The following is a 13,238-nucleotide window of genomic DNA, read 5'->3' on the forward strand; positions in this document are numbered from 1 at the left end:
AAAACTGCCAATCGCGGACTCATAGCTCAGCTGGATAGAGTACTCGGCTACGAACCGAGCGGTCGCAGGTTCGAATCCTGCTGAGTCCGCCACTTTCTTGAAGTGGCTTTGCTTGCAAGGCTACTTCAGTCAACCAGCGGTAACTGGTTTAAAACTGCCAATCGCGGACTCATAGCTCAGCTGGATAGAGTACTCGGCTACGAACCGAGCGGTCGCAGGTTCGAATCCTGCTGAGTCCGCCACTTTTTGAAGTGGCTCTGCTTGCAAGGCTATTTCAGTCAACCAGTGGTAACCTGGTCTAAAACTACCACCACGGACTCATAGCTCAGCTGGATAGAGTACTCGGCTACGAACCGAGCGGTCGCAGGTTCGAATCCTGCTGAGTCCGCCATAACCCATAAAAAGCCCGCTCGATTGAGCGGGCTTTTTGTTTTTCTGCGGCACAGAATTGTTGGCCGTGTCGATCTAAGCTCTCCAGTAGGTGAGGCGTTTGCCCTTGGGGCCGCTGTGCGGCCCCATCGCGGCACAAGGCCGCTCCTACAGAAGTGCGCGTTCCCTTGTAGGAGCGGCCTTGCGTCGCGAAAGGGCTGCAAAGCAGCCCCCAAATCGGCCAGGCGCCACTAACACATCCAGGCACACATCAAATGTGCTTTAACTGCCAGAGCCACCGTCGCACTGTCAGCTTCACGCGTTGTCCTAGCTTTATCGCGCAAACGATTGTTCTGGCCAAAAATTTAAGCGATCTGACAGCTTTAGCAGTGTATGATTGCGCCCGTCAGCCCCGCCGGGGCTTGTGGAAAACCACCATGGACTTACCCAGTAGTTACTCGCTAACACGATTCATACAGATAGATCTGACCGATTGATTCTCCCGGCGTGCTCCGCTGCTGGGAGTGGAGTTCGCCTATGACTGAAGTAGAAGTAAAAAAAGCGCAAGACAGCCTGCAGGATCGCCTGGCTCAGGTGATCGAACTGCTGCAACGCCAGCGCGTGGTCGAAGACCTGACCCACCGCCAGGAGGGCGCGCACAACGACCTGGTCGAAAACCTGGTCCACCGGCAGAACCTCGTCGAGTTGCAACGCAAGCTCGATGACCTGCACCCCGCCGACATCGCCTACATCCTCGAAGCCTTGCCGCTGGAAGACCGCCTGACGGTCTGGCAGCTGGTGCGCTCGGATCGCGATGGCGACATCCTGCTCGAAGTGTCCGACTCGGTTCGCCAATCCCTGATCGCCGACATGGACGATCACGAGCTGCTCGCCGCCGCCAAGGAAATGGACGCCGACGAACTGGCCGACCTTGCCCCTGAGCTGCCGCGTGACGTTGTTCACGAGCTGATGGAAACCCTTGATGCCCAGCAGCGCGAGCGCGTGCGTTCGGCACTGAGCTATGACGAGGAGCAGGTCGGTGCACTGATGGACTTCGAGATGGTCACCATCCGCGAAGACGTCAGCCTGGAAGTGGTGTTGCGCTACCTGCGCCGCCTGAAAGAACTGCCCAACCACACCGACAAGCTGTTCGTGGTCGATTACGACGGCATCCTCAAAGGGGTGCTGCCGATCAAGCGCCTGCTGGTCAACGACCCGGAGAAGAAGGTGGCGGAAGTCATGGCCACCGACCCTGTGTCCTTCCAGCCCGAGGAAGATGCCTACGACGCGGCGCAAGCGTTTGAACGTTACGACCTGGTATCGGCACCGGTAGTCGACAAGGCCGAGCGCCTGATTGGCCGTCTGACCATTGACGAGATGGTCGACCTGATTCGTGAAGAGAGCGAGAGCGAAGTGCTCAACATGGCCGGTCTGCGCGAGGAAGAAGACATCTTCGCCTCGGTCTGGCGCTCGTTCCGCAACCGTTGGGCGTGGTTGGCGATCAACCTTATTACTGCCTTCCTTGCGTCGCGGGTGATCGGCGTGTTCGAGGGTTCGATTGAGAAGCTGGTGGCGTTGGCTGCACTGATGCCGATCGTGGCGGGGATTGGTGGTAACTCGGGTAACCAGACCATCACCATGATCGTTCGCGCCATGGCGCTGGACCAGGTGTCGCCGGGCAATACCAGCCGCTTGATGCGCAAGGAGCTGGCAGTGTCACTGATCAACGGCCTTGTCTGGGGCGGGGTGATTGGTGCGGTGGCGTTCTGGCTGTACGGCAGTTGGTCTTTGGGCGTGGTGATGACCGCGGCGATGACCTTGAACCTGTTGCTGGCGGCGCTGATGGGCGTGCTCATCCCGATGACCCTGGCCCGCCTGGGGCGCGACCCGGCGATGGGGGCGAGTGTGATGATCACTGCCGTGACCGACAGTGGCGGCTTCTTTATCTTCCTGGGGCTGGCTACGTTGTTCCTGCTGTAAGCGGGCCAAGGCTTGCGCGATCCCCTGTAGGAGCGGCCTTGCGTCGCGATGGGGCGCGCAGCGGCCCCAAAATTTCAGCTTCGCCGCAGAAAACGCCGGGGCCGCTATGCGGCCCATCGCGACACAAGGCCGCTCCTACAAATGGATCGTGTGTCCTGCAGGACACACCCATAAAAAAAAGCCAGCTTACGCTGGCTTTTTTTATATCCGCTGCAACCCTCAGGAAGCGTCGGCGGCCATTTCCACATCGTGAGCGATGAGGGCGACCAGGGCGTTCTGCTGGCGGTGGGACAGTTGGCGGAAGCGCTGCAACAGCTCACGCTCATGCAGGGAAAGCTCCGGGCTGTCCAGGCGCATGCTCAGCTCTTCACCCAGCGCGCCTTCCTGGATAAGGCTCTGCTCCAGGCGCGCGATGATCTCGGAGTTCATGCTGCGGTGATGGTTGCGCGCTACCTCGGCAATGCGCTCACGCATCCCGTCTGGCAGGCGGACGACGAACTTGTCAGCGGTGCGGCTCGAATAAATAGCCTGTTTCATTGGGCGCATATAAATTGACCAGATTTTGGTTCAGGGGAAGCGGTTCTCAAATTGGCCGCACGGGGTGGAAATACGACCGTGGCGACGACAAAATGTTCAACCGTCTGTGAAAAATGGATGCTCATCTTGCCTCATGGTCGCCGTTTCCTTGGCGTCAATTCTGTGACAAATAGTGAGCCGGATAAAGGCTTTGTGCCAGTACCAATTATCAGAAATGAGTACTGGTTTGAAAAGTTTTACATGCTCCGGCTTACCTGACCGTCAGACTTTTGCCGTCAAAAACGGGTAAAACGCAGCAAAAGACCTGGAAAACCCCTAGAATGCGCCGGTTTCCCTCCATAGAGCATAGTGGCTATGCAACATGACGCAAGCGACCGCCGATCAGGGACAGGGCGGCTGATATTTCTGATAGGACCGTCGGGGTCGGGGAAAGATTCCCTGATCGACGCTTCGCGTGAACAACTCGCGGCGGCCGGGGTAGAAATTGCCCGTCGGGTCATCACCCGTTCGGCCGAAGCCAAGGGCGAAGCCGCCCAGGGTGTCACCGCCGAGCAGTTTGCAACGCTGCTTGCGCAAGGGGCGTTTGCCATGCACTGGCAGGCCAACGGCCTGGACTACGGCATTCCGCTTCAGGTAGACCAATGGCTGCAGTCGGGCAGGGCGGTGCTGGTGAATGGCTCGCGGGCTTACCTGGCGCAGGCGCGTCGGCGTTATCCGGATTTATTGGCAGTGTTGGTCGAGGTCAGGCCCGAGGTGCTGCGTCAGCGCTTGCTGGCCCGTGGCCGGGAAAGCGCCGAAGAAGTCGAGCAGCGGCTGGCCCGCAATGCAGGCCTGCAGACGACAACCGACTCGTCGGTGCATGTGCTGGACAACTCCGCTGGCCTAGAGGTTGCTGTCGCAGGCTTGTTTACACTGCTGCGAGAAGAGGGTGTGTTGCCGCGGGCCTGACAGCGCCAGAAAAGGATTACGCGAAAAAGCCCGGTGCAGACATGACAAACGCCAGTAGGCTGGTTAACATGCTTGCCGTCCCGCTGTGCAGCGCTCGCTGCCGGTGCTTGCGTCTCAGTAGCTCAATTGGATAGAGCATCCCCCTCCTAAGGGGAAGGTTGCAGGTTCAATTCCTGCCTGGGACGCCATTTCCTCTCCTTCCAGTGCTCGTCAGTTTCCCGGCATTACTGGGTCGCCATCTTCATGGCCATGCGCTGACGCATCACAAAATACCCCGCCACCACCAGCAGTACCGTCAGCACCGTGAACCAGAACTGGAAGCGCGATGCCGGCTCGAACGCCTGGGTGCCGATCACTGCCAGCAAGGCGAACAGCGCCACGAGGTTGGCATACGGGAACAGCCAGGCGCGGAAGGCGTTCGGGTCGACCGCTTCATGGCGGGTTTTCCAGCGCATGGCCACGTGGGCGACGATGATGAATATCCATACCACCATCACCAGGCTGCCGGTGCTCTTGGCCAGGGTCATGAACAGGTCGCCGCCACTGATGAAGTGCACGGTCAGGATCATGGTGCAAATTGACAGGCTGAGCAGCAGGGCATTGATCGGCACACCCTTGGCACTGGTACGCGAGAACAGCTTGGGCGCGTGCCCGCGCTGGCTCAGCGAGAACAGCATGCGCGAGTTGGAGAACATGAACGAGTTCATCACCGACATGAACGAGACGAACAGCACCAGCTTCATCGCCACCGCAGCACCCCCAAAGCCCGCCAGGCTGAATAGCGATACGTAGGGCGAGGCCAGGTTGGCCTTGTCGGTCCATGGCAGGCAAAGAATCAGGATCGACACCGAGCCGACGTAGAACAGCATCACCCGCAAGATCACGCTCTTGATTGCGCGAATCACGTTTTGCCGCGGGTTCTCCGACTCGCCTGCGGCTACGGCGGCAATTTCGCTGCCGCCCAGCGAGAAGATCACCACGATAACGCCGGCCATTACCGGCGACAGGCCATTGGGCATGAAGCCGTCGTGGGCGGTGAGGTTGATCAAACCGGGGGAGGGAATGTCGCTGTGCAGGCCGAGCAGGATCGAGATGCCCAGCAGCATGAAGATCAGGATGGTGGCGACCTTCATCGCGGCTAGCCAATATTCCACCTCGGCAAACGAGCGCACCGAGTAGGCATTGCTGGCCATCAGTGTCACCAGCATGAGGAAGGCGCCTGCCCAGATCGGCAGCCATGGCAGGAAGTCATGCAGGATGGCACCCAGCAGCACCGCTTCCAGGGTGATGGTCATCATCGACTTGAACCAGTACAGCCAACCGACCGCAAACCCCGCCCAGTCGCCGAGGTAGGTGTTGGCGTAGGTCGAGAACGAACCGGCATCGGGGTTGCGGCAGGCCATTTCGCCCAGCATGAACATGACCAGGGTCACCACCAGGCCACCGATGAAGTACGACAGGATCGCTGCAGGCCCTGCCGAGGCGATCAGTGAGCCCGAGCCCATGAACAGCCCTGCACCGATCACCCCGCCCAGCGCGATCATGGTGATATGCCGTTGCTTCAGGCTTTGCTTCAAACTGTTGGAATGCATTTCCTTGTCCTCTCTTATTATTGGGGGGATCCGACAACGTCCCCCAACGCAGGCATCGTCATGCGCCTGCGTCCACACGCGGCAGCCTTTTACAGGCAATAGCTATCAGCCTGCCACCATGGACAATAAGGCCAAGGACCTCAAACGAATTCTGCGCACAACATCCTGCCGATTTTTCCTGAGGATCGCGGCTATGCCCGCTTGCGCAACCGTCACGCTGCCCAGTGCTTCAACGCCCACAACACCCCCATCCCCACCACCAGCGTCAGCAGCGTACTGCGCGTGCGCCATGCCACCAGCGCGGCCAGCACCGCCGCCGGGATCTGCGGGTTCATCCAGTCAAACCCGGCATGCCTGTCGGGGAACACCACTGCCGGCAATACCAGTGCTGCCAGTACGCTGGCCGGCACATACGCCAGCGCACGGCGAAACAGCGGGGGGATGCGCAACACCGTGTGCAGTTCGATGAACGACAGGCGGATGGCAAAGGTACCCAGGCCGATCAGGGCGAAGGTTATCCATTGGGTCGTTTCGCTCATGATGCTTCCTGCTCGGTGTTGGCGTCAGGCATTGCCTGCGGTTTCTTCCAGCTCTCGATGGCCAGCCCGGCAATGATGCCGCCCAGCGCGCCAGTCAGCAGGCCGAGGTTGTAGGGCAGGTCGGCAGCCAGCACGGCGAGCACGCCACCGGTCAATGCCGCGCCAAGTGTGGGCGCATTGCGAATGCCGGGTATCAACAGGGCCAGGAACGACAAGGGGATGGCAAAGCCCAGCGACCAGTCTTCGGGGATGCTGGCGCCCAGGTACATACCCGCCAGCACCGAGAGGTTCCAGCCAAAGAACATAGTGATGGCGGTACCGGCATAATAAGGGTAGGCATGCTGGCCGAGCCCGCCCGAACCTGCCTTCAGCGTGCACAAGGCAAACGACTGGTCAGACAACATGTAGGCCATCGGCCATTTTTGCCGGCGAGGTAGCTGACCCAGGTGCGGGGCCAGGCTGGCGCTGTACATCAGGAAGCGCAGGTTGATCACCAGCGCGGTCACCACCATGGTCACCGGCAGTGCGGCGTTCTGCATCAACTGCATGACCACCATCTGCGCCGACCCGGAGTAGAACAGCAAGGTCATCCCGACGGCATCGACCGGCGACAGGCCCATGCCGATGGCAGTGACACCGGTAATCAGGCCGAAGGGCACGATGCCGGAGGTCAGCGGCAGGGCGCTATGAACACCTTGCCTGAATGCATGGGGCCCGCTTGGAGAGAGCATTTGAGTTCCTTGAAAATGTGCAATGACGCGCGTTAGGTAGCTTCACGGTACTGCGCGTGACAGTTGGCTACAACCTCAGATTCGCGCCGGTGGCGTGTGCGGTGCCGCTGGGCATGACCATCGTTGCCTGCCGGCTGCCGGGGGCCAAGGGCAACCAGGTGGTGGCTGCGGTGGAAGAGGCGCTGGTGCATCTGGCTTGACCTGATGACCTCCCCGAACAATTGATGCGGGCCATGTAGGAGCGGCCTTGTGTCGCGATCGGGCTGCGCAGCAGCCCCAGGTTTTCAGCGCAGTTGCACAAATTGCTGGGGCTGCTGCGCAGCCCGATCGCGACACAAGGCCGCTCCTACAAGGGCCGCGCAGGGCTTAAGTCAGGCCAGGTTCTGCTCAGCCGACCAGCTGGCGTACCAGCTACGGAACAGCCCGTACTGCTGCTCGGCATAGTTGCGCTGGGCATCGGTCAGTGCGTCGGTCTCGTTGAAGTGCAGGCTGTACTCGCTGTCACCGTTGAGCACCATCAAGTGCTTGTAGTACAGCACCAGGTCGCAGCCTTCATCGAACGACGACAGCACCGCCAGCGCTGCTTCCAGCTCGCGCGCCAGACGGCGGGCACGGGCGTCGCCCTTGGCGGCCTGCTTGCTCAGGCTCACCAGTTGCAGCACTTCGCGTGGCAGGGCGTTGCCGATGCCGGTGATGGCGCCGGTGGCGTTGCAGTTGACGAAGCCATGCACCACCTGGGTGTCGACGCCGACCATCAGGGTCACGTCATCGTCCTTTGAGGTGATGTGCTCGGCGGCGTAGCGCAGGTCGGCGCCACCGCCGAATTCCTTGAAGCCGATCAGGTTAGGGAACGCGCTGCGCAGTTCGAAGAACAGGTCGGCGCGGGTGGCAAAGCCGTAGTAGGGGCTGTTGTAGATCACCGCCGGCAGCTTCGGCGCGGCAGCGAGAATGGCCGAGAAGTGGTGCTTTTGGGCGATCAGCGAGGCGCCGCGGCTGAGCACGCGGGGGATGACCATCAGGCCGGCGGCGCCAACCTTGGCGGCGTGGGCGGCATGCGAAACGGCTTCACGAGTATTCACCGCGCCCGTGCCGACGATGGTCGGGATGCCGGCGGCGACCAGGCGCGCCACGCCTTCCTGGCGCTCGGCCTCGGTCAGCAGCGGCCAGTCGCCCATCGAGCCGCAGTACACCACGGCGCTCATGCCGGCCTCGATCAGCTCGCGGCCCTTGCGCACCAGGGCGTCGAAGTCCGGCTTGCGCTCGGCGGTGCACGGGGTCATCAGGGCGGGCATGGTGCCGGAGAAAATATTGCTCATGTTCATTACCTCGGGATTTATTATTGTGGGTTGCTTAGCGGCCGACGTTGCGGGCCGCGGATTCTTCGTCAACCGCGCGCAGCGACTTGCCGCGGGTTTCCTTGGCGGCCGCCACGGCCACGATCGAGATGGCCGCCGCTGCAACCAGGTACCAGGCGATGGGGGTGGAGCTGTTGTATTCCTTGAGCAATGTCACGGCGATCAGCGGCGCCAGCGAGCCGGCCAGGATCGGCGCGACCTGGTAGCACAGCGACAGTGCGGTATAGCGCACGTGGGTAGGGAACAGTTCGGCCATCAGCGCGGAGTAGGGCGCGTAGGTCATCGACTCGATGGCAAGGCCCAGGGTGATTGCCGCCATGATCAGCCAGTCATTGCCGGTGTCCATCATCGGGAAGCCGACAAAACCCCAGAACGCAGTGAGCACCGCGCCAATCAGGTACACCGGCTTGCGGCCGATGATGTCCGACAGGTAGCCCATGGCCGGGATCATGAAGAAGTGCAGCAGGTGGGCGCCGAACATCAGCAGCAGGATCTGCGAAGTGTCTTTATGCACCACCAGTTTCAGGTAGGTGATGGAGAAGGTGACGACGGTGTAGTAGAGGATGTTTTCGGCAAAGCGTGCGCCAATGCCGATCAGCACTTCGCGCCAGTATCGGGTGACCACTTCCACCACGCCCAGCTGCTGGCTTTCCAGCTTCTGCTGCTTGGCCTGGGCCTCCTTGAAGATGGGGGCATCGTCAACCCGTGTGCGGATCCAGTAGCCGATCAGCACCACCACTGCCGAGAACCAGAACGCCACACGCCAGCCCCAGTCAAGGAACTGTGCCTCGCTCAGGTTGGACGACAGCAGCAGCAGGATGATGGTGGCGATCAGGTTGCCGGCCGGTACCCCCGCTTGTGGCCAGCTGGCCCAGAAGCCGCGGCGGTTGTCAGGGCTGTGTTCGGACACCAGCAGCACCGCGCCGCCCCATTCGCCACCGAAGGCAAAGCCCTGGATCAGCCGCAGCACCACCAGCAGGATGGGCGCGGCGTAGCCGATGCGTTCGAAGGTGGGCAGGCAGCCCATCAGAAAGGTGGTTACCCCCACCACGATCAGGCTGATCTGCAACAGGTGCTTGCGGCCGACTTTGTCGCCGTAATGGCCGAACACCAGGCCACCGATGGGGCGGGCCAGGAAGCCCACGGCATAGAGGGCAAAGGCGGCGATGATGCCGTCCATGGCACTGCCGGTCTGGCGGAAGAACAACTGGCCAAAAACCAGTGCCGAGGCGGTGCCGTACAGGAAGAACTCGTACCACTCGGCGACTGCGCCGGCCATGGCCGCAGCTACCACACGCTTGATGCCCGCAGGGGCTTTGTCTGCTGCTTTTGCGACATTCACCGATGCCGCCGAAGAGGGTGTGGCCATGGTTTTGCACTCCGGTACGTAATTATTGGAAGAAGGAGTAGGCAGAGCGGGGCTGGCAAAACCGGCGCCGCTGATTCCTTATATGGTATTTCGTATACGATATCTAGATAAGCAAAAACGAAGCCAGTGATGGGTGTTCGGGCTGGCTATTCGGTGAAATGGGGGATTTTGGGGCCGCTTTGCGGCCCATCCGACCGGTCCGGCGCCCCGGCAAGGCCGCTCCTACAGGGGGATCGCAACAAGATCTTGAGGGCGCGATCCGTTGTAGGAGCGGCCTTGTGTCGCGATTGGGGCGCACAGCGCCCCCAGTGCCTAGTTGTGGGGCAAGTGCTCGTACAGGCTCTGGCACACCCCGTTGATGTGTTCTTCGATCAACCGCGCCGCCAGCTCCACATCGCGCGCGCGGCACGCAGCGACGATGTCACGGTGCTCGTGGTCGGCGCGCAGCTTGCCCGCCGACAGGCTCATCTGCATGCGCAGGTAGCGTTCCACCTTGTCGTGGATCGAACGGATCAGACCGAGCAGGTAAGGCCGTCGCGCAGGTTCATAAAGGCAGGCATGCAGCGCCCAGTTGAGGTCGGCCCAGCGGCCAACATCGTCTTCACCGACAAATTCCGCGCAAATGGCTTCGGCACAGGCAAAGTGCTGTTCGGTCATGTTGGGGATCGCCAGGCGAATCGCCTTCACTTCCAGCAACACCCGAACTTCGAACATCTGCGCCAGCTCCGGCTCCGAAATACGGGTAACCAGCGCGCCACGGTTGCGGTGGAAATCCACCAGGCCTTCCGCCTCCAGGCGTTTCAGGGCTTCGCGTACCGGAATCTTGCTGACGTTGAAGGCCTGTGCCACTTCGTCCTGACGCACCGGTTCGCCTTCGGCGAGCTGGCCCGAGATGATTGCCTCGCGCAGGTGCTTGGCAATGATTTCCGACATCGAGGGCGTTGCACCCAGGTCGGTGGCTTTGAAAGACGGCAGCGGCACGTGAAATTCCAGCAATAGGCAATACGGATATCTTATACGAAACGCCTGGGCAGCCCAGACGCATTTAAAAAAATGAACACTAGGGCGCTGGAGCTATTCCGGTCGTGACACGGGGGGCATATGCTTGCCCGTCAGAGGCATGATCTTGCCGCCTGCGGCAAATTACACATTGTCGGCAGCCCCTTGATGGGAGCGCAGTTGCTGGGCATCAGGGAGAGCGTCCATGAATCAGGAAACCAGGCCGGCCCCAGCCGGCTTCAGTGAACAGCAGTTGCACACCTTGTTCGAGTTGATCAGCGATGGCATCTGGGACTGGAATGCCAACACCGGCTACGTCTACCGTAACCCCGGCTGGTACGCCATGCTCGGCTACACCAGCCACTCCATGGCCAATTCGGTCTTCACTTGGGAGAGTGTCATTCACCCAGAGGATTACCCACGGGTGATGGCGCATTTCGAGGCCTACATCGGCCAGCGCAACGAGCGCTACCGCATCGAATACCGTTGCCGCTGCCAGGACGGCAGTTACCTGTGGATCGAAGACAGCGGCCATATCATCGCCCATAACGAAGACGGCTCGGTGGCGCGCATGCTTGGCGCCCACCGCAACATCGACCCGGGCAAGCGCCTGGTGGCGCAACTGGAACGTAAAAACCAGTGCCTGGAAAGCCAGGTGGCCGAACGCACGCGCGAGCTGTCCTGGGTAAACCAGCAGCTGCAGCGGCAGCTGGACGAAAACCGTGAACTGGCCGAACGTGACGCCTTGACCCGTATCGCCAACCGTTACCGGCTGGAGAAGGTGTTGCAACTGGAATGCCAGCGCGCCCAGCGTTTCCGTCAGCCATTGTCGCTGATTGCCATGGACATGGATGATTTCAAGCCGATCAACGACCGCTATGGCCATGCCCGTGGCGATGCGGCGCTGGTGCGGGTGGCGGAAAACCTGCGCACCTGCCTGCGCGAGCTGGACCTGCTGGCGCGCTGGGGCGGTGACGAGTTTGTGATCGTGCTGCCGCAGACCACCTTGGGCGAGGCGCTGGATGTCGCTGGGCGCTTGCGCCAGGTGATGGAGCAGCTGGAACCGGTGGGTGAATGCCGGCTGACCATGAGCTACGGCGTGGTGCAACGGGAAGAGGGCGAGGATCAGCATGCACTGCTGGCGCGGGCGGACAAGGCGTTGTACCGGGCCAAGGGCAATGGCAAGAACGTCATAGCCGAGTAGTCAGCCTGGTGCAGATCACCTGTAGGAGCGGCCTTGTGTCGCGATAGGGCTGCAAAGCAGCCCCGGCAATTTGTGCATTTGCGCTGAAACCCTGGGGCTGCTTCGCAGCCCTATCGCGACACAAGGCCGCTCCTACAGGGGGCCGCGCAGGCAGCCGGGTCAGTACAGGCATAAAAAAAGACCCGCTGCGCCTCACGGCGCAGCGGGCCAAATCGGCCTTGGCCGCTTCAGTGTCAGATATGCAGGGCGTGCCCCAATGCACGCAGTGCCGCTTCCTGTACCGCTTCACCCAGCGTCGGGTGGGCATGGATGGTACCGGCCACGTCCTCCAGGCACGCGCCCATCTCCAGCGACTGGGCAAACGCCGTGGACAGCTCGGAAACCGCCACGCCAACCGCTTGCCAACCCACGATCAGGTGGTTGTCACGCCGCGCCACCACACGTACGAAACCGCTTTTCGCTTCCAGGCTCATGGCCCGGCCGTTGGCGGCGAACGGGAACTGCGCAACGATGCAGTCCAGGCCTTGCTGGCTGGCCTGCTCCGGGGTCTTGCCCACCACTACCACTTCCGGGTCGGTGAAGCACACCGCAGCAATCGCAGCTGGCTCGAAGCGTCGGCTCTTGCCGGCGATGATTTCGGCCACCATCTCGCCCTGGGCCATGGCCCGGTGCGCCAGCATCGGCTCGCCGGCTACATCGCCGATGGCCCAGACGTTGTGCATGCTGGTCTGGTAGCGCGCGTCGATGGCAATGGCCGCGCCGTTCATCTTCAGGTCCAGGCATTCCAGGTTGAAACCTTTGGTGCGTGGGCGGCGGCCTACGGCCACCAGTACCTGGTCGGCCTCCACGCGCAGTTGCCCACCCTTGCCATCATTGGCCAGCAGGCAGCCATTTTCGTATCCCTCGACGCTATGGCCCAGGTGCACGGCGATGCCCAGCTTCTTCAGCGACTCGGCCACCGGCGCGGTCAGCTCGCTGTCGTAGGTCGGCAGGATGCGTTCACGCGCTTCCACCACGCTGACCTGCGCGCCCAGCTTGCGGTAGGCGATGCCCAGCTCCAGGCCGATATAGCCACCGCCAACCACCACCAAATGTTGTGGCAGGGCTTTCGGCGCCAAGGCTTCGGTCGAGGAAATCACCGGCCCGCCCAGTGGCAGCATCGGCAATTCGACGCTGCTGGAGCCAGTGGCCAGCAACAGGTGTTCGCACTGGATACGCTGGCCATCGACTTCGACCTGCTTGCCATCGAGCACCTTGGCCCAACCGTGCACCACTTTCACCCCATGCTTTTTCAGCAGGGCCGCAACACCGGTGGTCAGGCGGTCGACAATGCCGTCCTTCCACGCCACGCTCTGGCCAATGTCCAGGCGCGGCGAAGCCACACTGATGCCCAGCGGCGAGGGTTCGGTAAAGCGCGAAGCCTGGTGGAACTGCTCGGCCACGTGGATCAGCGCCTTGGACGGGATGCAGCCGATGTTCAGGCAGGTGCCGCCCAGTGCCTGGCCTTCCACCAGCACGGTTGGAATGCCCAGTTGCCCGGCGCGGATGGCCGCCACGTAGCCGCCTGGGCCGCCGCCGATAATCAACAGGGTTGTCTGGATAGTCTGTTGCATGC

The 13,238-nt window shown here is 61.6% G+C and carries 12 protein-coding genes and 4 tRNA genes; 8 read left to right on the plus strand and 8 right to left on the minus strand.

The window, feature by feature from the left end; genetic code table 11:
* Positions 1–15 precede the first annotated feature (15 nt).
* The 4 genes from ACIP02_RS04735 (at position 16) to mgtE (ending at position 2,349) form a co-directional block, all read left to right on the plus strand.
* A tRNA-Arg gene (locus tag ACIP02_RS04735) sits at positions 16–92 on the plus strand.
* 73 nt (positions 93–165) lie between these two features.
* Positions 166–242 (plus strand) — tRNA-Arg (locus tag ACIP02_RS04740).
* A gap of 72 nt (positions 243–314) precedes the next feature.
* Positions 315–391, plus strand: a tRNA-Arg gene (locus tag ACIP02_RS04745).
* A 515-nt stretch (positions 392–906) separates the two neighbouring features.
* On the plus strand, positions 907–2,349 hold the full coding sequence (gene mgtE / locus ACIP02_RS04750; protein WP_201205542.1) for a magnesium transporter: 1,443 nt from the start codon (positions 907–909) through the stop codon (positions 2,347–2,349).
* A gap of 219 nt (positions 2,350–2,568) precedes the next feature.
* On the opposite strand, the gene ACIP02_RS04755 is transcribed toward mgtE, so the two are convergent.
* Positions 2,569–2,895 carry an Arc family DNA-binding protein gene (locus ACIP02_RS04755; RefSeq protein WP_027915923.1) on the minus strand — a complete coding sequence of 109 codons (327 nt, stop codon included), beginning with the start codon at positions 2,893–2,895 and terminating at the stop codon, positions 2,569–2,571.
* A 345-nt stretch (positions 2,896–3,240) separates the two neighbouring features.
* Here ACIP02_RS04755 and phnN point away from each other — a divergent pair, with 345 nt between their 5' ends.
* Positions 3,241–3,834, plus strand: a complete 594-nt coding sequence (phnN, locus tag ACIP02_RS04760; protein ID WP_400613719.1) for a phosphonate metabolism protein/1,5-bisphosphokinase (PRPP-forming) PhnN — start codon at positions 3,241–3,243, stop codon at positions 3,832–3,834.
* A gap of 111 nt (positions 3,835–3,945) precedes the next feature.
* Positions 3,946–4,022: transfer RNA gene (locus ACIP02_RS04765), tRNA-Arg, on the plus strand.
* A gap of 36 nt (positions 4,023–4,058) precedes the next feature.
* Here ACIP02_RS04765 and ACIP02_RS04770 read toward each other — a convergent pair.
* The 3 genes from ACIP02_RS04770 to ACIP02_RS04780 all read right to left on the minus strand — a co-directional run bounded on the left by ACIP02_RS04770 (position 4,059) and on the right by ACIP02_RS04780 (position 6,696).
* Positions 4,059–5,426, minus strand: coding sequence for an amino acid permease (locus tag ACIP02_RS04770; RefSeq protein ID WP_400613721.1), 1,368 nt, complete (start codon positions 5,424–5,426; stop codon positions 4,059–4,061).
* A 212-nt stretch (positions 5,427–5,638) separates the two neighbouring features.
* On the minus strand, positions 5,639–5,965 hold the full coding sequence (locus tag ACIP02_RS04775; RefSeq protein ID WP_400613723.1) for an AzlD domain-containing protein: 327 nt from the start codon (positions 5,963–5,965) through the stop codon (positions 5,639–5,641).
* A complete protein-coding gene (locus ACIP02_RS04780) occupies positions 5,962–6,696 on the minus strand; it encodes an AzlC family ABC transporter permease (protein ID WP_400613725.1) in 735 nt (244 codons plus the stop codon). The genes ACIP02_RS04775 and ACIP02_RS04780 overlap by 4 nt, the downstream gene beginning before the upstream one ends.
* A gap of 56 nt (positions 6,697–6,752) precedes the next feature.
* Between ACIP02_RS04780 and ACIP02_RS04785 the strand changes: the two genes are divergently transcribed.
* Entirely contained in the window at positions 6,753–6,896 is a 144-nt protein-coding gene (locus tag ACIP02_RS04785) for a hypothetical protein (protein ID WP_400613727.1), read from the plus strand.
* A 171-nt stretch (positions 6,897–7,067) separates the two neighbouring features.
* Here the strand turns inward: ACIP02_RS04785 and ACIP02_RS04790 are convergent, their stop codons facing one another.
* From ACIP02_RS04790 to ACIP02_RS04800, 3 genes are all read right to left on the minus strand, one after another.
* Entirely contained in the window at positions 7,068–8,012 is a 945-nt protein-coding gene (locus ACIP02_RS04790) for a dihydrodipicolinate synthase family protein (RefSeq protein WP_400613730.1), read from the minus strand.
* A 34-nt stretch (positions 8,013–8,046) separates the two neighbouring features.
* On the minus strand, positions 8,047–9,420 hold the full coding sequence (abaF, locus tag ACIP02_RS04795; RefSeq protein ID WP_400613732.1) for a fosfomycin efflux MFS transporter AbaF: 1,374 nt from the start codon (positions 9,418–9,420) through the stop codon (positions 8,047–8,049).
* A gap of 312 nt (positions 9,421–9,732) precedes the next feature.
* Positions 9,733–10,353 (minus strand): GntR family transcriptional regulator, encoded by a 621-nt coding sequence (locus ACIP02_RS04800; RefSeq protein ID WP_400614147.1) that lies wholly within the window; start codon positions 10,351–10,353, stop codon positions 9,733–9,735.
* 271 nt (positions 10,354–10,624) lie between these two features.
* Between ACIP02_RS04800 and ACIP02_RS04805 the strand changes: the two genes are divergently transcribed.
* Complete coding sequence (locus ACIP02_RS04805) at positions 10,625–11,623, plus strand: diguanylate cyclase (protein ID WP_400613734.1); 999 nt, start codon at positions 10,625–10,627, stop codon at positions 11,621–11,623.
* A 233-nt stretch (positions 11,624–11,856) separates the two neighbouring features.
* Here ACIP02_RS04805 and lpdA read toward each other — a convergent pair whose 3' ends face one another.
* Positions 11,857–13,236, minus strand: coding sequence for a dihydrolipoyl dehydrogenase (lpdA, locus tag ACIP02_RS04810; protein ID WP_400613737.1), 1,380 nt, complete (start codon positions 13,234–13,236; stop codon positions 11,857–11,859).
* Positions 13,237–13,238: the final 2 nt, after the last annotated feature.

Origin of the sequence: Pseudomonas sp. NPDC089408 (assembly GCF_044749445.1) — a bacterium.
Lineage (GTDB): Bacteria > Pseudomonadota > Gammaproteobacteria > Pseudomonadales > Pseudomonadaceae > Aquipseudomonas.